The sequence below is a fragment of the Nonomuraea sp. NPDC050691 genome (genome assembly GCF_040654455.1).
Taxonomy (GTDB): domain Bacteria; phylum Actinomycetota; class Actinomycetes; order Streptosporangiales; family Streptosporangiaceae; genus Nonomuraea.
Genome location: NZ_JBFAIA010000009.1, coordinates 44250 through 64450 on the forward strand (window position 1 = coordinate 44250; position 20201 = coordinate 64450).

Sequence of the window (20201 nt, forward strand, 5' to 3'; positions counted from 1 at the left end):
CCTTGATTTGAAACGAGCTTCCAGGAGTGAACGCATGTCTGATCTGCACGTTGTTCTCGGCGCCACCGGTGCGATCGGCTCCGCCGTCGTGGCCGAGCTAACGGCTCGCGGCCATCGGGTCCGCGCCGTGAGCCGGGGCGCGGCCACCGGCCCCGGACACCTGCGGGCCGATGTCACCACCACCGACGGCGCCATCGCCGCCTGCCGGGACGCCGCGGTCGTCTACCAGTGCGCCCAACCGAGCTACGGGCGCTGGGCCGAGGAGTTCCCCGGTCTCATCCGCACGATCCTGACCGGGGTGGAGGCCGCCGGGGCCAAGCTGGTCATGGCCGACAACCTGTACGTGTACGGACCGGTCGACGGCCCCATGACCGAAGACCTGCCGCACGCCGCCACCAACCCCAAGGGCCGGGCCCGTGCCGAAGTGGACCGGCTGATCCTCGACGCCCACCGGTCCGGACGGGTCCGCGCGACCCTGGGACGGGCCTCCGACTACTACGGCCCCGGCGGCGTCAACACCGTCTTCGGCCCGACCGTCTTCTCCGCCGCCCTGGCCGGCAAGACCGCCCGCTGGGTCGGCGACCTCGACCAGCCACACACCGTCGCCTACCTTCCCGACGTCGCCGCCGCACTGATCACCCTCGGCGAGCACGCCGAGGCCGACGGGCGCGCCTGGCACCTGCCCGCCGCCGAACCGGTCACCGGACGCCGCTTCCTCGACCTCGTACGGGCGGCGGCGGGCGGCGAGCCGAAGATCGCCGGACTGGGCAGGGGGATGCAGCGCCTCATCGGCCTGTTCAACCCGACCGTGCGCGAACTCGGCGAGACCTGGTACCAGCGCGACCGCCCGTTCGTCTCCGACGACTCGGCCTTCCGGAAGGCGTTCGGCCCGGTCACCGTCACCCCGCACGCCGAGGGCGTCGCCGCGACCCTCGACTGGTACCGGCACAACGCCGCCTGAAAGCCGGCCCGCCGACGAAAATGCCTGGAGCCGCATTCGTGATCATTGGTACCGTCGTCTCCAGTCGGCCGCGGGACTTCGGTGCGACTTCCGGAACCCGCCTATGAAGCGATGCCTTCGCAGTTCGTGCCCTCACTCCCCGGCCGGCCCGAAGCAGAGGGGCGATCATGGAGACGTTCGCCGACCTGGTCGAGTGCGAGGACGTCATGCTGTTCGTCAACGCGGCGATCGCGTCGACCGGGCAGCGCGAGTTTCACAGCACGCAGGGCGCGCAGCGGCTCTCGCTCCGCTTCCTGCACAGCTACATCGACGGTAACTACCCCGAGGTCTACGCGGCGACGCTGGCCCTGGAGATCAACGACCACAACGCCGCGATCATCATCCGCAACCTGCTCGTACGGCAGGGCGGCGACGGCGCCCTGATCGCGTGGCGGCTGTCGCGGATGGCGCCGCAGCGCGTCTACCGGCTCTTCCAGGAGCTGCGGCGCCTCGGGATCAACAACCGGCGCACCCGGGCGATCATCGCGGGGTGGCTGTCCGGCCGCCCCGACCTGGCCTTCGACGCGGTCAAGTACCGTACGGCGCTCAAGGACGCGGTACGCCACGCCCACCTGCGCCTGGAGGGCGAGCTAAGCGACTTCCTGTTCGCGCCGCGCAGCCGTCCCAGGTTCGACCACCCGCTGCTGGAGGCCTGGCGTCGCGCGCACTACGAGAAGGCCGCCATCTACGAGCTGCCCTACACCGTGGCCGAGGGGTTCGCCGCGCGGCACGGGATCAAGCGCGAGATCTTCCTGGAGCGGATCGCGCCGCGGCTGACCAGGCTGGAGCGGCTCCGGCTGGCCGAGTCGGCGCGCGACCAGGGTGTCGAAGCCGACCTGGACGCGATGCCGCTGGTACGGCTGGCCTCCTACGCGCTGTCGCTGCCCTTCCCGGCCCGGGCGCGCCGCCGCACCGAACTCACCGCGGCTTTCCGCGCGTCCGCGGCGCGCGCCGCCGGAGCGCGCGCGGGAACCTGGGGCCGGGTCGCGGCGGTCCTCGACGACAGCTTCTCCGCCTTCGGCTCGGTCACCAAGCGGCGCCGGCCGCTCGCGGTCGCCGTGGCCTGCCACTACCTGCTGGAGGCGCTGGCGGGCGACTACCGCGGGCTCTGGCTGTCGGGCGGCGACGACCCGCTGATGTCGCAGCCGACCGGTCCCACGCCGCTGGGGCAGCGGATCATCGACGGGCTGGGCACGGCACCGGAACGGCTCGTCATCGTCTCCGACGGCTGGGACAACGCGCCGCCGGGCTTGGCCGCGGAGGTGCTGCGCGTCTGGCGCACCCGGCTGGACCCGGACCGGAAGGTGAGCGTCGTGCACGTCAACCCGGTCTACGACGCCGGCGGCTTCGACGTGCGCCGGCTGGCGCCGAGCGTGCCGACCGCGGGCATCCGCGACGCGGAGGACCTCCTCGTGCTGGTCGAGCTGGCCCAGTTCGCCGAGGGACGGACCGGCCTGGCCGAGCTGCGCGGCTACCTGGCGGAGCGGGTCGCGGAGAGGGCGGCGGCACGATGATCGACCTGACCGGGCTGCAGACGCGGCCCGCGCAGACCTGGGGATCGGTGCGGCTGGTGCCGCTCGTCCGCCGCGAGCCCATCCGCGACCTGCGGCTGCACGCCAAGATCTACGGCGACGAGCTCTCCATGGTCGCGCTGCCGGACAAGACCGGCTACTGGGCCTACATCCCGCACGCCTTCGTCGCCTCCTGGACCGGCGACGGTACGCCCGCGGCCGCGTACGGGACCCAGATCGGCGAGCCCGCCCGCCACATGGGCATCAGGACGCGGCGCCGCATGGCGCGGCGCGTCGACAAGAACAGGCTGCGCTTCCTTCCGCTGCACCTGGCCGTGGAGGGCTACCTGGCGCTGCACTTCGGCGGGCCGGAGATCCTCTGGGAGGAGTGGTCGCGCCGCGACCTGTCGCCGCGCGTGGAGGCCGCCTACAGCGGCGCCGAGATCCACGGGCTGGAGGACGCCCTGCGGATCTTCGAGATCTACCCCGGCCAGTGCGGGCTGATGATCTACGTGGCCGACTCGCTCGCCGCTGCGACCGTGGTGCCGCACCCCGACGACTACCGGGCGCTGCACCCGACGCTCATCCATGACCTGTACGGCGAGCTGATCTACGAGTACGCCCTGTATCACCCGGTACGCGACTTCCCCGCCGTGGTGGACACCTCGCGCGTGGCGTCGCTGGACGACCTTCGGCAGGCAGCCGAGCGACACGAGCAGGAGTGGGCGTCCTTCCACGACACGATCATGGCGGCCGGGATGCTGTCGTCTCCCGGCCGGGTCGACGAGGTCTACCGGTTCGGGCCGTTCCGCCTCTCCCGGTTCCTGCCGCACTTCGAGCTGCAGCGGGAGAACCACATCGGGGAGACGATCACCTCCGAGGACGGTCAGGTGGCCTACCTGAAGACCTTCCGCCTGTCGCAGGCGCAGGTCAGGCGCGGCTACCTGCTGACCAAGCTGGCCGCGCACGACTGGCACATCGAGCGTACGGCCGCCGCCATCGGAACCTCGCCGGGGGACCTCGGGCTACGCCTCGAACGCGCCGGCTTCGGCCGGCTGCTGCGGCAACACGTCCTGGACCACTACCGGAAGGTCAACAAGCAGCTGCGGTGAGCGGTTCGTCGCTGCGGTAGCCGGCTTCGGAGACGAGGGCTGTCATTCGTCGGTGCAGCTCGGACACGAGAGGCGTGCTCCGGTGGTCAGGGTCAGGCAGGTTGGGCGGCCGGTGTGCGCGCTGCCATCCGGCGTTCGAACCACACCGAGGTGAACGGTGGCACCGCGCACGCCAGGCCGAGCACCACTGTGCCGCGGCTCCAGCCGGCCTCCCGCGCCGAGAGCATCACTCCGGCCACGTACAGCACGAACAGCGCCCCGTGGATCGGCCCGAACACCTTCACTCCGAGTTCGCCGGTCGCGGTCACGTACTTGAAGAACATCCCGACCAGCAGCCCCGCCCACGAGCACGCCTCGGCCACCGCCACGACCCGGAACCAGCGCAGCATGCCTCACCCTTCCGTTCGAATGATCGCGCATACTCTACAGGCTGTAGAGCATGGAGGACGATCGAGCACACGTGACGACGGTGAATGGCCGGTACATGGCCGGTGCACGCCCTGGTTCGGCGATCTCCCTGGGCCAAGAATCCGATTGCGAAGATCCTCGCGCACGACGAGAACGCGAGGCGAAAAGGGTTCATCGACACGGAGGTCCACCATGTACATGCGACTCGCCGCCACCGTCGGAGCCGCGGCCACCGCGCTGTTCACCGTGTTCGGCGCGGGCGCCGTCGCGTACGCCCAGCCGGAAACGGCGCGGGCCACCTGCTACGGGAACACATGTTCCGGTAAGGACCCCAATGCCACGGGATGTGCTCCCGGCGCGCAAGTTCTCGCCGACATGGTGATTCTTGGGGCTCCGGCTGCCAAGGAATATCTCGTCCGGCTCTCTTATTCGCCGACCTGCAACGCGAGCTGGACCGACATCCAGGCCATCAACCAGCCGGACTGCCTGTACGAGGAGCGCATCTGGCACGAGGCGGTCAACAACAGCACCGGCGCCCGGACGAGAACCGCGTCGGTGAGCGACGGGTCGAGGTGCAGCACGTACACCGTGATGATGAGCAGGGTGGGGAGGTCCACCCGGGCCTGTGCCCACAGTTCCTGGGAGAACCGCGACCACTGTACGGCGTGGAAATAGCCGGGCCGGTCCAGCCGAAAGACGCGTCGCCCTCCCCATGATGCGGGAGGGCGCGCTGCTGCCAATGCAACGCCTGTGCGGTTCCCCCCAACGGCTTAGGAGTAGTCGTGCGCGCCCGAAAATCTCTCGCCGTCCTTTCCGTCATCTCCACGCTGTTATGGGCACCGATTCCCGCGGTCGCCGGGCCCACGCAGCCGCCGCCCCAGGCGGATCTCACGGTCCCGGCGGCGAAGTCCCCCCCGCCGGAGAGCGTCGACTCGGGCAAGCGGGCCGAGGTGCTGGGCGGCGGGTGGCAGAAGTCGTCCGATCGGGCCGTGGCCACTGCCGGTGACGCCACCGGGTTCCACGTGCTGGTGGCCGACGCCAAGGACGGCTATCGGTGGCGGACGGCGGCCTCGCTGTCGGAGCCCGGGTTCGACACTGACGCGTGGATCGGCAACATCTGTGTGACCGCCTCCGGCCAAAGGGCGGTGGTGGTCTACGCGCCGCGTACGTTCACCAACAAGAGCGTGTTGAACGAGCGTGGCGGGTTCACCGCGATCGTGGACCTGAACGGCGGGCCGGTGCGCAAGCTGCCGTTGCAGACCACGCTGGCCTACTTCAACCCGGGCTGCGGCCCGTCGGAGTCGGCCGTCCTCACTCAGGACGGCACCGAGGACCGCGGCGCCACCCGCCTGTTCCGGCTCGACACCGCCAGCGGCAAGCTGGCCGACCCCATCCAGGTGCCCGGCCAGCTGACCTCTGCGGTGCCGGCCGTGGACGGGATCGTGGCCGCCGACTCCGGCGCGCTGGTCCGAGTGCACCCCGACGGCAAGCGCACGGTCGTGGCGTCCGCGAAGGGGGTGCCGTACCGGCTGGCCGCCGACGCCGACGGCGGTGTGGTGTTCGCACAGGTCGAGGACGAGCGGACGGCCTCCGTACGCCGGGTCGATCTGAAGGCGGGAGACGCGGTCACCACGTTGGCGACCGGCGCCATCACGGAGCTGAGCGTCCGGGCGGCCCGCGGCGGCCGGGTGTTCGTGACCGGCGTCAAGACCTCGCCGACCGGCGTCAAGGCGTCGCCGGCCGACCCCAAGGCCACGCCGCGCAGCGTGGCGCTCGCCGACGTGCCGCCCGAGGCCGGGATGTCGCTGTCCGGCGACGTCGCGGTGACCTCGGTGCTGCGCGCGCAGGCCGAGGACCCGCGGGTGCCGCCCAACGACCCCGGCGCTCCGCAGCGGGTGAACATCACCGCCACGTCACTCGCGACGGACAAGACGTTCACGCTGGCGGTGACCCCGGCCGCGGGGGCGGGGGACGGGGCGAAGCCGAGTCCGGCGCTGGGCCGGGTCCGGGTGGCGGCGGCGGGTGGTCCCGACGATCCGGGCGACGGCGATCAGCGTTACTGCTCGGTGGAGCGCAACGACCCGCGCAACCAGGCGATGCAGCCCAAGCCGCGCCAGGTGGAGTGGGCCGTCGACCAGGCCGTGGAGGGCAGGCTGACCGTGCAGCGGCCGGCCAACTGGAAGAACCTCGGCATGCCGGCCTACACGCCGCAGGGCCTGTTCCCGTTGAAGGCCCTGGAAGGCGGAGGCAAGGTGCCCGCGCAGGTCATGATGGGCGTGGCCGTGCAGGAGTCCAACACGTGGCAGGCTGCCCGGTTCGCCATCCCAGGGGTGACCGCGAATCCGTTGATCGGTAACTATTTCGGCATCGAGTACTACAACGATGACGAGGGAGACGACTGGACGATCAACTGGGGCGAGGCCGACTGCGGCTACGGCATCATGCAGATCACCGACGGCATGCGCCTGGCCGGTAAGACGAAACCGGGCGAGACCGCGCTGCCGTACAACCAGCAGAGGGCGATCGCGCTCGACTTCACCGTCAACATCGCCAGGGGCCTGCAGATGCTGCAGGACAAGTGGAACGAGGCCCGTCGCGCCGGGCTGATCGTCAACGACGGCAAGCCGGAAGGGCTCGAGAACTGGTTCTTCGCGGTGTGGGCCTACAACTCCGGCCTGCACCAGCCGAGCGGCCAGAACCCGTGGGGGCTGGGCTGGCTGAACAACCCCGTCAACCCTCGCTACCCGGCCGACCGGCCCCCGTTCATGGAGACCTCCTACAGCGACGCCGCGCATCCGCAGTTCTGGCCGTACCCGGAGAAGGTGCTGGGCTTCGCCGGCCACCCGATCGAGCTCATCGAGAGCCCCGGCACCCTGGTGTACTCCCACCTGTACGCGTGGTGGAACAGCACGCAGGACCGCGTGGCCGTCAAGCCGCCGGTGATCCAGTTCTGCGAGGCGAGCAACGACTGCTACCCCGGCGAGTCGCACCTGCCGAACGATCCTGACGTGGTGGGCGAGCCGGCCGGCCCGTGCGCGCACAAGAACCCCGCCAACGGCCTGTACGACCTGAAATGCTGGTGGCACCGGCCGTCCACCTGGAAGAGCAACTGCCCCGTCACCTGCGGCCACGGGAGGCTGCGCTTCGACCCCGGCTACGCCTACCAGGAGGACGCGACCAACTACCCGCCGGTCTGCACACTGACCGGGCTGCCGGCCGGCGCCCTGGTGGTCGACAACCTTCCCCAGGATGTCCCCTCGGTCCGTCCGAACTGCACCAAACCGGCGAGCTCGGGGACCTTCGGCTTCACCTTCGAAGCGGCCGGCGACGGCACCTACCCCGGCAAGATCGACATCCATCAGATAGGCGCGGCGTACGGTGGCCACTTCTGGATGGGCAACACCCACAACTCTCCCAGCCGCGAGGCCGTCGGCACCTGGACGCTGAACCAGGCCCGCACCGGCCCCATGAAGATCCTGGTGCACATACCCGATCCGGGAGCCCGCACCAGGCTCGCCCAGTACCGCGTCAACGCCGACGGCGGCGGGCGGCGGCGGACCGTCAACCAGGCGGGCACCGGGAACCGGTGGGTTAACCTCGGCACGTTCATGTTCAGCGGCACGACACCGCAGGTCAGCCTCAGCAACCTCACCGCGGACGGCGACGGGACGGCGCGGATCGCCTGGGACGCCGTCGCCTTCGTCCCGGTCACCGGCCAGTACCACGAGGAGGACGTCGAGGCCGTCGCGGTGTACGACGAGGACCAGAACATCGACACCGCGCCCCCGGGTTCCTGGCTCGCCGGCCCCCTGAAGGACCGCGCGACCCTCTACCAGTGGGCCCGTGACTCGGCGACCGGCATCCTCGCCGCCACCAACCTCGGCACGTCGACCAGGAAGGTGATCGGCGACTGGAAGCAGCAGGTCGAGGAGGCGGGGACGGACCCGGTCAACCATCCCGACGGGAACAGCATCGCCAAGTGGATCGGCTTCGCGCAGTCGTACACCGACCGGCCGACCGGCGATCAGCGGCCGGCCTGGTTCGACGACCTGAACCACTTCAAGATCAGGACCAAGGCCACGGTGTCCTTCGTCACCGAAGGCGTCGGCAACCTCGCGAAGATCATTCCAGGCACGGAGTTCGCCTCGTACGAGCACCGCACCGGCAACTCGCATCTGCCGCCGTTCATGCTCGACCTGTTCGGCGCGATCGAGCGGGACTACGGGATCGCCAGGCCGAACCTCTGGTACCGGATGGTCGACCTCAACGTGCACGACGGCGCCTGGCGATCCGCCGACCCGAGCCTGAACGGAGAGCTTCCCGGCCGGGCGTACGCCGAGGGGACCAAGGCTCCAGCGCTGACCAACAAGTCCGGAACCCCGGAACCGGACAATCCCACCTGCGTCAAGGCTCAGACGACGGCGGGCGGCTCGACCGGGTACCGCCCCATGCTCAGCCAGTCGGGCCCCACGGACGCCATGGAAGCCTGGTCCGCCCGCATCGGCGGCGACGGGCGGATCCCCGCCGGAGTGAAGCAACTGGTCCAGGACCTCACGGATGTGTTCTTCGATGACGACGCCGCGTCAGGGGTGAACGCGTCGCTGTTCAACGACGCCCCGCCCATCTGGCAGGAACTGCACTTCCTGGCCTGCGTGGACGGAACCGTCACCAAGGTGGACCCGTACACGCCGGTGCTGCGGGCCAGCTACATGCCGGACAACTACCTCTACCACCGGGGCGTGGCCATCGACAGGGACGGCGCGCGAACCGGAAGCAAGGCGCCCGTCCTTCGCGGGCAGTGGTACGAGTTCACCCAGATTCCCGAGACCGCCTCGAACACGGCCTACGGGCCGTGCAGATCCCTGAACCTCAACGAGCGCGCCGGCAATCCCTGGGAAATGGTGATGTACATACCAGCCGATCCAGGGATCAATCCGCCCTTCAAGCGGTTCTGTTCCTCCGTCTGATCCGATCCCGGCCCCGCCGCTCGACGCGTGAAGACGTCAGTCGGCGGGGCCGGGCCGCGTCAGGTGGTCCTGCAGTTCGCGGTGCCGGAACTGGTACGTGGCGCCGCTGACGCGCAGCAGCCGGGCCTCGCAGGCCCAGTCCAGGAAGGTCCACAGCCGGAGCGGGAGCAGGCCGCGCGTGGCCGCGACCACCAGGCCGATCATGGTGCGGGTCCAGGCGATCGCGCCGAAGGCCAGGCCGAAGGTCACCCCGCCGATGAGCGCGCACGCCAGCGACTCGACGACGTCCTGGTTCATGACGAACACCAGGAACGCGGCGACGCCGCCGGTGAGGCCGAAGGCCAGCCCGATCGTCGCGTTGCGGTGGAGGGCCTCCCGCGGATGCGCCAGCTCCGCGTCCATGCTCCAGCCCCCGGTGGCGATCTTGAAGGCGACCCCGAGCGCGAAGGCCAGCAGGAAGGCGCCGGCCACGCCCACGGCCAGCGGCAGCGGGCCGGCGTGGGCCAGCCGCAGCGGCGCCAGCCCGGTGAGCGCGCCGCACAGCCCGAAGCCCAGCAGCGTGACGGGTTCGGCCCGGACCGCCTCGGACACGGTCATGCGCTCGGCTCCCCGCCGGCCGGCCGCGGTCAGCCCGATGACCGCCCCGAGCGTCAGCCCCCCGATTCCGCCCGCGCCGACGGCGAAGGCGGGACCGAAGATCGTCCCTCCGGTCAGGACGAGCCCGGCCAGGCCGCCGGCCACCCCGACGAGGACGCCCGCCGCGGCGCCGAGCGCACCGCCGGTCACGCGCGGCCCGCGGGGGACGTTGGCCCGTCCACCGGCCGCGGCCGGCCACGGCGACAGCGACAGGCCGGTCGCGATGCCCACCCAGCTCACCATGATCGCCAAGGTGAGCATCCGATCCGGTTCGAGCCCGCCGCGCAGGTCGCCGGGGCTGTCGACCGCCGAGCCCGTCCAGAAGGCCAGCATGGCGATGACCGAGAGGATCATGCAGCACAGACAGTGCAGCGCCCGGACCCGGCGCCGGCCGCCGATCGGCCACAGCAGGTGGGGGACGATGTCGATCGCCGTCAGGCCGGGCGGCGGCCGATCCGCCTCGGCGGTGCGGGCGGCCTGCCACCGCAGGTGGGCCGCCAGGTGCACGAGCCACGACCGCACCTGGTCCGGCTGGTACGGAGTGCCGTGGGCGGCGCGGGGCGTGAGGCCGGTCGCCGCCGGGACGTACGCCTCCAGCAGCCTGCGGCCGATCCGGTCCGCGCCCTCATGGGGGTCGGCGTCCGGGTCGGCGCGCAGCAGCTCGGCCGGGTCGGCGCCGGACTCCACGGCGGTCACGGTCAGCAGCAGCCGCCACGGTGTGGCCAGAGCGATGCGAACGGCCTTTCCCGCCGGTCCGGACAGCGCCACCCGGATGCCGTCGCGGTGTCCCGCGCACGGATGGCCGTCCGGCCAGCGGGCGCGCAGGTAGGTGCCGATCTGTTCGGTGGTCAGGTTCTGGAGATGGACGCGGGCGGCGTCGTCGAGCCCGGCCCCGGCCTCGCGCAGCTCGGCGTGCCGGTCGGCCCGGCAGGTCACGACGACCGCTCCCGGCCGCCGCCCGGACGGGTCGCTGTACCGGTTGAGCTCGGCCAGCAGCCCGATCGCCCGGCGCGGCGGGCCCGTCGACGGCTCGGGGTCCAGCTCGTCCAGTCCGTCCACCACCGGCAGCACCCGGCGCTCCCGTACCAGCCGCTCGGCGTCCTTGACCGCGAGCCCGAAGTCCTGCGCGAGCTGCTCGGCCAGCCAGGGTTCGAACGGCCTTCCCAGGGTCCACCGGGCCGCGTTCACGCGCACCGGCACCTCCGGTGGCCGGCCGGGCCGCCCGCCGGCGGGAGGGGACTCCAGCAGTTGCAGCACCAGCTCGATGGCGAGCACCGTCTTGCCCGCCCCGGACTCGCCCACCACCAGCAGCCGCCGCGGGCGCAGGTCGTCGAAGAAGCGGCCGATGGCGTGCAGGTCGTCGCCGCGGGTGGAGTCGGCGTACCTCTCGAAGGTGACCGGCGCGATGGTGTAGCCGCCGAGCAGTCCCTTGCGCGCCCGGTCCTCCTCCCGGACCACTCGCCGCGTCAGCAGCTCGACCGCGGGATCCCGCTCGGGATGATCGGCGGTCTCCGGAAGCTCCGGCACCGGCTCCGGCGGGACAGGAGGAGGCGGCGGGTCTGCGAGGGCCGTCCTGGCGGCCCGCCAGCGTTCGAGCTCGCCGGGGATCAGCTCGGCCGGGAAGTCGCAGGAGCGGAGGCAGGCGGTGACGAAGGCCCGTACGAAGTCCCATCGCGGCAGCTTGTCGCTCTGCCGGAGGACGTGCGAGGTCGTGCTCTTCGGCAACGCGTCGACCAGGGTTCCGTCCGAGGCCGCCGTCCGGCCGCCGAGGGAGCGCAGCCTGCTCAAGGAGGGCTCGCCGGCCCACTGCCGGAGCTGGACCAGTGACCGGATGAAGTCCTCCGTGCCGGCGGCCTCCAGGGGGTCGGGCGGACCGGGACGGCCTGCGGTCATCGCTGCCCCGTCCTGACCAGCGACCACGTGAATGTCGCGCTGCCGCGCCGCGGCCACCGGCCGTCCCGGCACAGCCCCTCCAGCGCCTGGACGTGGCGTGACTCCATCAGGAAGTTGCGTGCCTCGTCGGCCTCGACCAGGTCCCGGCCGACCGCGATGGGAACGAACCCGTGCCGGGGGATGTAGACCCATCGGCCGCGATCCCAGTCATAGGGGTCGAACCAGCGGTGACGGACCGTGCCGGACACGCGCACCTCCCGTCCGTCCCGGGTGAGGACGAACGAGCCCTGCGAGCGCAGCAGGCTCATCCTGCTGACGTAGAACAGCTCCGTGCCGATGAACGCGTTGATCCGCGCGTCCCAGTAGTCGTGCAACCAGGTGGACGCGCCGTCACGGAGCAGCCTGGCCTCCCGGGTGAGCTGCCGTTCGAACCGGCGCTGGTTCTTGCGTTCCGCCTTCTTGATCACTTTGAACGAGCGCAGCCAGCGCAGGGACATCGTCCTGGAGGCGCCCGCGCCGTCCATGAAGTGCTCCAGGAAGTCGGACGCGATCGGGTGGAACTGGCGGCCCCCGTCGACGATGGAACGGAACAACCCGACCAGTTCCGGGACGGGCCTGCCCGTCCGGCGCCGTAAGCCTCGCAGGAACATGCTCGCTCTCTCCGTGGTGGGGTCCAGGGTCACGGACACGTCTGGCGGTACTCCTCCTCCTGCCCCACGTAGGTCTCCCATTCGTCGCGGGTGAGGGAGCGGCCCGCGTTGGCGCACGCCGCGGCCACCAGGTCGGGGGGCGTGCGGACGTTCCACAGCCGCGCGGTGCCGTCGCCCGCGACCGAGGCGACGGCCGTCCCGTCCCCGCTGTAGGCGACCGCGGTCACGCCGCTCGTGTGACCGGTCATCGGGGAGCCGAGCCGCCGGTACGTCCGCAGGTCCCACAGCTGCACACCACCGGAGGCGAGGCCGGTGGCGAGGACCTCGCCGTCCGGGCTGAACGCGAGCGTGTTCGCCAGGTCGTCCTTGACGATCAGGGCGACGCCGGCCGGGCGGCGGCGTGCCAGGTCCCAGAGCCGAACGCTGTGGTCGGCGGCCGTGACGGCCAGCTTCGACCCGTCGGGGCTGAACGCCAGGGCGTTGACGATCCCGCCGCCGCCCGCGAACGACGGGCCCTCGATCTCGCGCCGGGTGGCCACGTCGAACAGTCGTACCCGGTTGTCGAAGCCCGTGGTCGCCACGGTCGCGCCGTCGGGGCTGATCGCCATCGCCGTGATGACGTCGGTGTGGCCGGGTACGCGGATGCGCGGCCCGGTCTCCCGGCGGCGCGCGATGTCCCAGAACGCTATGGCCTGGTCCTGGTCGACGACGGCGAACCTGCCGTCGCGGCTGATCCTGGCCACGCCCTTGAGCGTCCCGTCATGGGCCGCCTCGCGGCGCCCGGCGACGTCCCAGAGTCGCAGGCCGTCCGGATGCGACGCCAGGAGCATCCGCCCGTCGGGAGTGAACTCGAGCCGGTACACCGCGCGGCGCGTGCCCCGAGGAACCAGCGGAGGGCCGAGGGGACGCTGCGTGGCCACGTCCCACAGCTGGATCGCGGGGTTCTTCTCGCCGGGCGCGCCGGTGGCCAGGGTGCGCCCGTCGCTGCTCAGCGCCACGGCCGCCTGCGCGGGCATGCGGGTGCCGATCTGCTGGTGGATCCACGGGTCGGCCAGCCGTACCACCCCGTCGTCGCCGGCGGCGGCGAGCAGCTTCCCGTCCGGACTGAACGCCACGCCCTCCAAAGGGCTGAGGTTGTCGGCGAGCGCGAGCACCTGTTGCCGGCTGGCCGTGTCCCACACGACGGTGCGGCCGCTGTCCCCGCCGGTGGCGATCCGCGTGCCGTCGGGGCTGAAGACGATCGCCTGGTATCCGGCGGCGCGGTCCTTGAGCCTGCCTGTCTCCTTGTGCGTGGCCACGTCCCACAGCCTGCCGGTGCGGTCCCCGCTCACGGTCGCGAGGGTGGTGCCGTCGGGGCTGAAGGCGACGTCGGTGACGGGCTGGGTGTGCCCGGCGAAGGGGACGCCGAGCCGGCGGGAGGTGGCGGTGTCCCAGAGCCGGGCGGTCCTGTCCCAGCCGGCGGTGGCCAGGATCCTGCCGTCCCGGCTGAACGTCACCTTGTGGATGGGATGCGTGGAGTCCGGCCCGTGGTGGGGGTGGACCATGGGAGCGCCGTACGGACGGTGCGTGGCCACGTCCCACTGCTGGACGGCGCCTTTGCTGTCTCCGGTCGCGAAGGTCTTCCCGTCCGGGTTGTACGCGAGCGTCGTCACGACCGCCTGGAGCTTCAGCGGGGCGGCCACCTCGCGACGGGTGGCCACGTCGTAGAAGCGGACGGTGTCGAAACACGCCACGGCCAGCGTCCGGCCGTCGGGGCTGAAGCCCAGGTCGACGCTTGAGCACTCGTACTTCGGACGGGTGATCGGGGCGCCGAGCCGGCGCCGCGACGCCGTGTCCCAGAGCCGCGTGGTGCCGTCGTCGCTCCCTGTCGCGATGATCGTGCCGTCGGGGCTGAACGCCAGCGCCGTGAGCCCTCTCGTGTCCCCGCTGAACGTGCCCCGTCCGGTGCCGGTCGCCGCGGACAGCACGCGGTTGCGGGCCTCGTCGGTGTGGGCGATCCGCCACGCCGCCACGGCCAGCATCGAGGACAGGGCGGGGTCGCCGGTGACCTCGCTCTCCGCCGAGAGCTGGCGGGAGTTGGCCACCTGGCGTTGCCGCTTGGCTTCCCGCGCCGCGTTGACCGCGGTGCCGGCCGCGAGGAGGGCGAGCACCGACAGCGCCGCCAGACCGGTCATGACGAGCCGGCGGCGCCGGCCCGCTCGCCGTGCCTCCCGTGTGGACGCCGCGACGAAGTTTTCGGCGGTGGGGCCGGGAGGGGGGAAGCTGTCGGGGTCGCGGTCCCAGCGGGGACGGCTGTCCTGGACGGCCAGCAGCCGCGCGCCCCGATACAGGAAGGCGGGGTCGCGGTGGTGCTCGGCCCACTGCGCGGCGGCGTCCAGGAGCCGGTCGTACACCTCCTGCGCGGCGAGGTCGGGTTCGAGCCACTGCCGCAGTGTGGGCCAGGCGGTCAGCAGCGCGTCGTGGGCGATCTCGGCGGTGTCCTCGTGCAGGGTGAGCAGGCGCCGGTCGGCGAACGCGGACAGCAGCGCCTCGACCTGGTCGCGCCGCTGCGCCGAGTGCGCGGACGCGGCGGCGTGGATCTCGGCGAGCGTCGCCCTGCGCCGCGCCACCTGCCCTCCGGCGGTGATCACCGTCATCCGCCGGAAGAACCTGAGCGCGCTCTTGCGGTCCTCCGGTGACAGCCGTCCGAGCACCTCGTCGGCCGTACGACGCACGGAGTCGCGGACCCGGCCGGACTCCTCGTACCCCCGGACGGTCAGGGTGCCCTTCTCGCGTCTCTCCCAGGTGTTGCGCAGAGCCTGCGACAGCAGGGGCAGGGCCCCGGCCTCGTCGCGATCCCCGGCGCCCAGCTCGCCGAGGATGGTCTCCACCAGGCCCGGTTCGATCTCCAGGCCCGCCGAGGCCGCGGGGCCGGTGATGGCCAGCCGCAGGTCCGACTCCGTCATCGGCTCGACGATGACCTGACCGTCCTGGATGGCCTCGGCGAACTGCGGGTAGGCGGCGCAGCGGTTCCAGTAGTCCGCGCGTACGCCGACGACCACCCCGGCGCCGCGCGGGCCCTCGGCCATGGCGTGCAGGGCCCGTACGAACGACTGGCGCTCCCGCTCGTCGGTCACCAGGGTGAACAGCTCCTCGAACTGGTCGACCACCAGGACGAGACGGCCTGCGGAAGGGAGGGTCTCCGCCAGCGCCCGCCGTGGATCGTCCCGTAATCGTCCGGTCAGCGTCTCGGCGTGCCCGCCGAACGTCCGCGTCCACCCTTCGGCGAGCGCGCGGAACGGCTGCGCGGTCGGGGTGACGAGCAGGCGCGGCCAGTGCCGCGATCCGGCGATCGGCATCCGTCCGTCCGCCAGCGCCGCCATCACCCCTGCCCGCAACAGCGACGACTTGCCCACGCCGGAGGCGCCCGAGACCATCAGGACGGACCCGTGGTCGGCGAGACGCCGTCCGAGGCGTTCGAGGAGGCTGTGCGTGGCCCGCGTGCGCCCGAAGAACAGCTCGGCCTTTCCCGTCTCGAACGGTACGAGACCTTGGTAGGGGCACACCTCGTCGGAGGGATCGGACCCGCCCTCCTCCCGCTCGCCCATGGCGCTCATTCTGGCTAATCGCGGCTCTCCCCATCAATCGCATTCCGCTCAGTAAGTGCCGTTGGGTGGCGATCCGGTGATGGCACATGACAAGCCGTAAATCACGATTTATCCCGATCTGCCTGCCGTCCGATTTCGTCCAATGTCGTCCGACGGGTGGTCTGAACGGCGGGAAAGCGGTTTCGATGGCCGTGCGTCCTTCACCGGCGGAGTGACGACTGCGCGAAGAAAGGAGGTGTCCACCATCGCCTCGACGAGAGGGCCGGCTCCGGCCATCGCGGCCTGGACGCCCGAGGAAGATGCATTTCACCCGGTAGGCGGCGTCGAGCGGACTTTGGGGGCTTTGCTGCGCGGATGGCGTGAACGGGCATTATTGACCCAGGAACAACTCGCCGAAAAGGCCGACCTCAATGTCCGGACCGTCCGCCGGCTGGAGACCGGCGCGCTCCTGCAGCCTCGTGCCAGGTCGATCCTGCTGCTGGCGCAGGCGCTGGAGCTGGACACCGAAGAGCGGGCGATCCTGGCCGCCGCCACGCGCGGCCTGCCGGCGCCCGCCGGACGCGATGATCCGGCGGCGCTGACCGTTCCCCGGCAGTTGCCCGCCGACGTCGCGGCGCTGGTGGGCCGAGAGCCCGAACTGGCCGTTCTGGAGGGTCACCAGAGCGCGAACACGGTGACGGTCGTCTCCCTCGACGGCATGGCGGGAACGGGCAAGACGGCGCTGGCCGTGCACGCCGCCCACAGGCTCGCCCCACGATTTCCCGACGGGCAACTGTTCGTGGACCTCCACGGCCATGCCCAGGCGATGACCCCGGTCGAACCAGGAGAGGCCCTCGCCCGCGTGCTCCGTACCCTCGGCGTCCCCGGCGAGCACATCCCCGGGCACGTCGATGACCGCGCCGCGCTGTACCGCAGCGTGCTGGCCGGCCGGAAGGTCCTGATCGTGCTGGACGACGCCGCCGACGAACACCAAATCCAACCGCTGCTGCCCGCCGGCCCGGACTGCCGGGTGATCGTCACCAGCCGTCGCCGCCTGCCCTGCCTGGGCGAGACCCGGAGCCTGTCGCTGGAGCCCCTGCCGGTGGCGAAGGCGGTCGCCCTGTTCACCCGCATGGCCGGGCGGGAGCGGGTCATGGACGCGCCGCTGAACGTCCTCGCCGAGGTCGTGCGGCGCTGTGGGCTGCTGCCCCTCGCCCTCCGCATCGCCGCCGTCCGGCTTCGCGCGCACCCCGCCTGGAGCGTGCGGCATCTGCTGGACCGGCTGGCGGACGACCGGCTGGCCGAACTGAAGGCCGGACGACACAGCGTCACCGCAGCCCTGGACCTGTCCTACGGAAGGCTCTCCGCCGACCAGCGACGCGCGTACCGGGTGCTGGGCTCGCGCACCAGCGCCGACTTCGGCGTCGACGCGGCCGCCGCCCTCCTGGACACGACCGAGCTCCAGGCCAGACGGCTGCTCGACCAGCTGTCGGACGCCCATCTCCTGCAGGAGCCCGCCCCCAGCCGATACCGGCTCCACGACCTGGTCCGCGACCACGCCACGGCCGTACATGCCGGGGGAGAGCGTGAAGCCTCTACGCCGTGATGTACGTGGTGATTCCGGGCAGTGTCGATCGACTGGGAGCGGGCGCCACGGGTGGCCTTGGAGACGCCGTGGCCGGCGATCGCCCTCGTCGTCCTCGGTCTGCCCGCCCTCGCCGCGGCTCTCGCTCCGGCTCTCCTCGGCAGGAGCCGCACGCCCGGGTGAGTCTCCGGCTGCGCGCGGCCTTGCCGCGGCAGCGCGTCGCGAGGACGACACCGCCCCGCGCAGGGGGGCGGTGCGGCTCAGGTCAGCGGAGGAAGTCGAGGAGCGCCGGGACGATGGCGTCGGGGGTGGGGCCGTGGCCCTGGCCCGGCAGGACGCGGCGGGTCGCGTCGGGCAGGGCGGCCGCCACCGCGTCGGCGGCCTCGGGCATGCCGGGGAAGGTCTGGTCGCCCGAGTACACGATCGCCGGGACCGTGACCGAGGACCAGCGGGCGGCCCAGTCGGGGTCGACGTTGACGTCGTGGACGGCCGCGAGGTCGTAGACGAGGGTGGGGGCGACCGCCACCAGGTCGGCCCATCCGGGGCCCTGGGCCATGCCCTCGACGGCCTCGGCCGGCACGCCGAACACCGCCGTCATCTCGTAGCGCATCGCCTCGTCGTGCTTGCCGTCGGCCAGCAGGGAGCGCAGTGTGGCCAGCTGCTCGCCGTGGTCGGCGCCGGCGAACAGCGGCGGCTCGTACAGGGCGAGCGCGGTGACGCCGACGCCGGCCTGCGCGGCGGCCAGCGCCACGGTCGCTCCGGACGAGCTGCTGTAGAGGGTCGCGGTGCCGCCGGCCGCCTTGACCAGGGCCGCGACGTCCTCGACCTCCCGCTCCAGGGCCCACGGCGCGGTGTCGCCGGACCGGCCGCGTCCGCGCCGGTCGTAGTCGATCGCCGTGAACCCCTCGCCGGCGAGCCGCCGCGCGACCTCCGCGGTGTTCGGGTCGATGGCGCGGTACTGGGTGGCCCCGCCGATGAAGATGATCGTGGGCCCGTCACCGTGGCGGTCGTAGTCGATGACCGTGCCGTCCTCGGAGATGACTGTGCTCAAGATCCTGCCTCGTTTCGTGCCGCTGGTCGGTGCGGTGGCCGGCTGCCGGGCGCGGGTGGGGCGTGTCCTCGGCGGTCGTCCACGGCCCACAGGGTACGGGTCAGGGCCGACACTTCCCGAAGGCGGGTCTCACCGGACGACGGCGGAGCGCTCGACGGCACGGGCCGCACCGTGAGGCGCCGGGGACACCCGGCACGGTGTCCCGGGACCGGGGCGTGGCGGTGTCGCGGGCAGGGGATGGGGCGTGGGCGGTGGCGGGGGAGCCGGACAGGGTGAGGGAGTCGGCGTGCTGGAGGATGTCACGTTCCAGGGCCCTCAGCTCGGGGCCCGGGTCGAGGCCGAGCTGGTCGGCCAGCAGCCGTCCCGCCCGGCGGAGCATGCCCAGCGCCTCCGCCTGGCGGCCCGTACGGTACAGCGAGAGCGCGAGCAGGCACCACAGCCGCTCCCGCAGCGGGTTGGCCGTCGTCTCGGCCTCCAGCGTCGCGATCGCGGCCTGGGGGCGGCGCAGAGCGAGCAGCGCCTGGGCGTGCCGTTCGACGGCGACCAGACGTGACTCGTTCAGCCGCCGGATCTCCACGACCGCCCACGGCTGGTCGTCGAACTCGGCGTACGGCTGCCCGCGCCACAGGTCCAGCGCCTCCTCCAGGCAGGCCAGGGCCTCGCGGGGCGGGCGCCGCTCCGCCTGGTCCACGAGGTCCGTGAAGCGGAGCGCGTCCACCTGCTCCGACGCCAGCAGGTAGCCGGGCGGGCGGCTGACCAGCAGGGCCGGCCGGGAGCGCGGCCGGCGCCCGGGTTCGAGCGCGCGGCGCAGGTGGGACACGTACGAGTGCAGCGACGACAGGGCGCTGGGCGGCGGCGTGTCCCCGTACATGGCCTGGAGCAGGGCGTCGGTGGAGACCAGCGCGCCTCGCGCGGTCAGCAGCCGGGCCAGCACCGTGCGCGGGAGGGGGCCGCCGAGCGCGGCGGCCCTGCCCGTGTCGTCGCGCGCCTCCAGCGCTCCGAGGACTCGGAACTCCACCGGCTCACGCCTTCCCGGAGGAGGCGGGGGAGCCCAGGACGTGGCCCGGCCGGGTGGCGAGCATCAGCCCGAGCGCCGCGTACCCGACGACCAGGTGGCCGGCGCCCACCCAGCGTGAGAGGTCCTCGCCGGCCAGCAGGTACGCGGGGACGGTGACGACCGCCCAGCTCTCGGCGAGCAGCGGCCACCAGCGCAGCAGCCCGCTCCACCGGCCGGTGGCGGCGAGCTTCACGCTGATGGCGGCCATGCCGAGCATCGACAGCGGCCAGCACATGTCCAGCGGCTGCAGCCAGGCCCCGTTCTTGAGGTCGTCAGGAAGGACGCCGTGCAGCAGCGACCAGACGGAGGCCACGCCGAGCAGCACCGCCTCGACGCGCAGCGCGATGGCGGCGGCGCGGGAGGCGCCGATGGCCCGGGTCCGCGTCTGCACCCACAGCAGGCAGAACACGCCGAGCTGGAAGAGCAGCCCGGTCAGGTCGACGACCCGCTCGCCCACGCCGACGCCCGTCGAGCCGAAGACGGCGATGGCCGTCGCCCAGGAGAGCGCCCCGGCCGTGAGCCCGGCGCCGGCGCGGCGGACGGCGGTGGCGCTGACCGGCCGCGAGGCCGTGCGCTGCCCGGTGCGCGGGGCACTGCGCGGGGCACTGCGCGGCGAACCGTTCGCCGATGGAGCCCGGGGAGGAGCCGGGGGCAGGTCTGTGCGGGCCTTGGCGGGCTCGTCGGTGATGCGCGCGTCCATGAGTGCCTCCTGTGGGGCCGCCGGGTGTGACGGTGTCCACGATCGGCGTCCGCCGTCCCGGGCCG

At 72.3% G+C, this 20201-nt stretch carries 14 protein-coding genes; 7 read left to right on the forward strand and 7 right to left on the reverse strand.

The window, feature by feature from the left end; all coding sequences use genetic code 11:
- Positions 1 to 34 precede the first annotated feature (34 nt).
- From AB0H81_RS06095 to AB0H81_RS06105, 3 genes are all read left to right on the forward strand, one after another.
- A complete protein-coding gene (locus tag AB0H81_RS06095) occupies positions 35 to 961 on the forward strand; it encodes an NAD-dependent epimerase/dehydratase family protein (RefSeq protein ID WP_358369901.1) in 927 nt (308 codons plus the stop codon).
- 167 nt (positions 962 to 1128) lie between these two features.
- Entirely contained in the window at positions 1129 to 2514 is a 1386-nt protein-coding gene (locus AB0H81_RS06100) for a hypothetical protein (RefSeq protein ID WP_358369904.1), read from the forward strand.
- On the forward strand, positions 2511 to 3623 hold the full coding sequence (locus AB0H81_RS06105; protein WP_358369906.1) for a hypothetical protein: 1113 nt from the start codon (positions 2511 to 2513) through the stop codon (positions 3621 to 3623). The genes AB0H81_RS06100 and AB0H81_RS06105 overlap by 4 nt, the downstream gene beginning before the upstream one ends.
- Before the next feature lie 92 nt (positions 3624 to 3715).
- Here the strand turns inward: AB0H81_RS06105 and AB0H81_RS06110 are convergent, their stop codons facing one another.
- Entirely contained in the window at positions 3716 to 4012 is a 297-nt protein-coding gene (locus AB0H81_RS06110; protein WP_358369909.1) for a DUF3817 domain-containing protein, read from the reverse strand.
- Between the two features lie 217 nt (positions 4013 to 4229).
- Between AB0H81_RS06110 and AB0H81_RS06115 the strand changes: the two genes are divergently transcribed.
- Positions 4230 to 4706, forward strand: a complete 477-nt coding sequence (locus AB0H81_RS06115) for a DUF2690 domain-containing protein (protein WP_358369911.1) — start codon at positions 4230 to 4232, stop codon at positions 4704 to 4706.
- A gap of 107 nt (positions 4707 to 4813) precedes the next feature.
- Complete coding sequence (locus tag AB0H81_RS06120) at positions 4814 to 8998, forward strand: hypothetical protein (protein WP_358369914.1); 4185 nt, start codon at positions 4814 to 4816, stop codon at positions 8996 to 8998.
- 36 nt (positions 8999 to 9034) lie between these two features.
- Here the strand turns inward: AB0H81_RS06120 and AB0H81_RS06125 are convergent, their stop codons facing one another.
- The 3 genes from AB0H81_RS06125 to AB0H81_RS06135 are packed head-to-tail and all read right to left on the reverse strand — an operon-like array spanning position 9035 to position 15764.
- Positions 9035 to 11527: an NACHT domain-containing protein gene (locus AB0H81_RS06125; protein ID WP_358369916.1), complete on the reverse strand. Its 2493-nt coding sequence runs from the start codon at positions 11525 to 11527 to the stop codon at positions 9035 to 9037.
- Complete coding sequence (locus tag AB0H81_RS06130) at positions 11524 to 12216, reverse strand: hypothetical protein (RefSeq protein WP_358369919.1); 693 nt, start codon at positions 12214 to 12216, stop codon at positions 11524 to 11526. Before AB0H81_RS06130 ends, AB0H81_RS06125 begins: the two co-directional genes overlap by 4 nt.
- Entirely contained in the window at positions 12207 to 15764 is a 3558-nt protein-coding gene (locus AB0H81_RS06135) for an AAA family ATPase (protein WP_358369921.1), read from the reverse strand. The genes AB0H81_RS06130 and AB0H81_RS06135 overlap by 10 nt, the downstream gene beginning before the upstream one ends.
- Before the next feature lie 142 nt (positions 15765 to 15906).
- On the opposite strand from AB0H81_RS06135, the gene AB0H81_RS06140 reads away from it, so the two are divergent.
- Complete coding sequence (locus AB0H81_RS06140; protein ID WP_358369924.1) at positions 15907 to 17349, forward strand: NB-ARC domain-containing protein; 1443 nt, start codon at positions 15907 to 15909, stop codon at positions 17347 to 17349.
- 21 nt (positions 17350 to 17370) lie between these two features.
- Complete coding sequence (locus AB0H81_RS06145; protein WP_358369927.1) at positions 17371 to 17511, forward strand: hypothetical protein; 141 nt, start codon at positions 17371 to 17373, stop codon at positions 17509 to 17511.
- An 82-nt stretch (positions 17512 to 17593) separates the two neighbouring features.
- Here the strand turns inward: AB0H81_RS06145 and AB0H81_RS06150 are convergent, their stop codons facing one another.
- The 3 genes from AB0H81_RS06150 to AB0H81_RS06160 form a co-directional block, all read right to left on the reverse strand.
- The gene (locus AB0H81_RS06150; protein WP_358369929.1) at positions 17594 to 18379 is read right to left on the reverse strand and encodes an alpha/beta hydrolase; all 786 of its coding nucleotides are present in this window, start codon (positions 18377 to 18379) and stop codon (positions 17594 to 17596) included.
- A 100-nt stretch (positions 18380 to 18479) separates the two neighbouring features.
- Entirely contained in the window at positions 18480 to 19397 is a 918-nt protein-coding gene (locus tag AB0H81_RS06155; protein ID WP_358369931.1) for a BTAD domain-containing putative transcriptional regulator, read from the reverse strand.
- Between the two features lie 4 nt (positions 19398 to 19401).
- Entirely contained in the window at positions 19402 to 20136 is a 735-nt protein-coding gene (locus tag AB0H81_RS06160; protein ID WP_358369934.1) for a hypothetical protein, read from the reverse strand.
- Between the last annotated feature and the right edge of the window lie 65 nt (positions 20137 to 20201).

Coding starts and splice junctions, on each gene's coding strand:
- AB0H81_RS06095 (WP_358369901.1), top strand. CDS start 35: ATGTCTGATCTGCACGTTGTTCTCGGCGCCACCGGTGCGATCGGCTCC.
- AB0H81_RS06100 (WP_358369904.1), top strand. CDS start 1,129: ATGGAGACGTTCGCCGACCTGGTCGAGTGCGAGGACGTCATGCTGTTC.
- AB0H81_RS06105 (WP_358369906.1), top strand. CDS start 2,511: ATGATCGACCTGACCGGGCTGCAGACGCGGCCCGCGCAGACCTGGGGA.
- AB0H81_RS06110 (WP_358369909.1), bottom strand. CDS start 4,012: ATGCTGCGCTGGTTCCGGGTCGTGGCGGTGGCCGAGGCGTGCTCGTGG.
- AB0H81_RS06115 (WP_358369911.1), top strand. CDS start 4,230: ATGCGACTCGCCGCCACCGTCGGAGCCGCGGCCACCGCGCTGTTCACC.
- AB0H81_RS06125 (WP_358369916.1), bottom strand. CDS start 11,527: ATGACCGCAGGCCGTCCCGGTCCGCCCGACCCCCTGGAGGCCGCCGGC.
- AB0H81_RS06135 (WP_358369921.1), bottom strand. CDS start 15,764: ATGGGCGAGCGGGAGGAGGGCGGGTCCGATCCCTCCGACGAGGTGTGC.
- AB0H81_RS06140 (WP_358369924.1), top strand. CDS start 15,907: ATGTCGTCCGACGGGTGGTCTGAACGGCGGGAAAGCGGTTTCGATGGC.
- AB0H81_RS06160 (WP_358369934.1), bottom strand. CDS start 20,136: ATGGACGCGCGCATCACCGACGAGCCCGCCAAGGCCCGCACAGACCTG.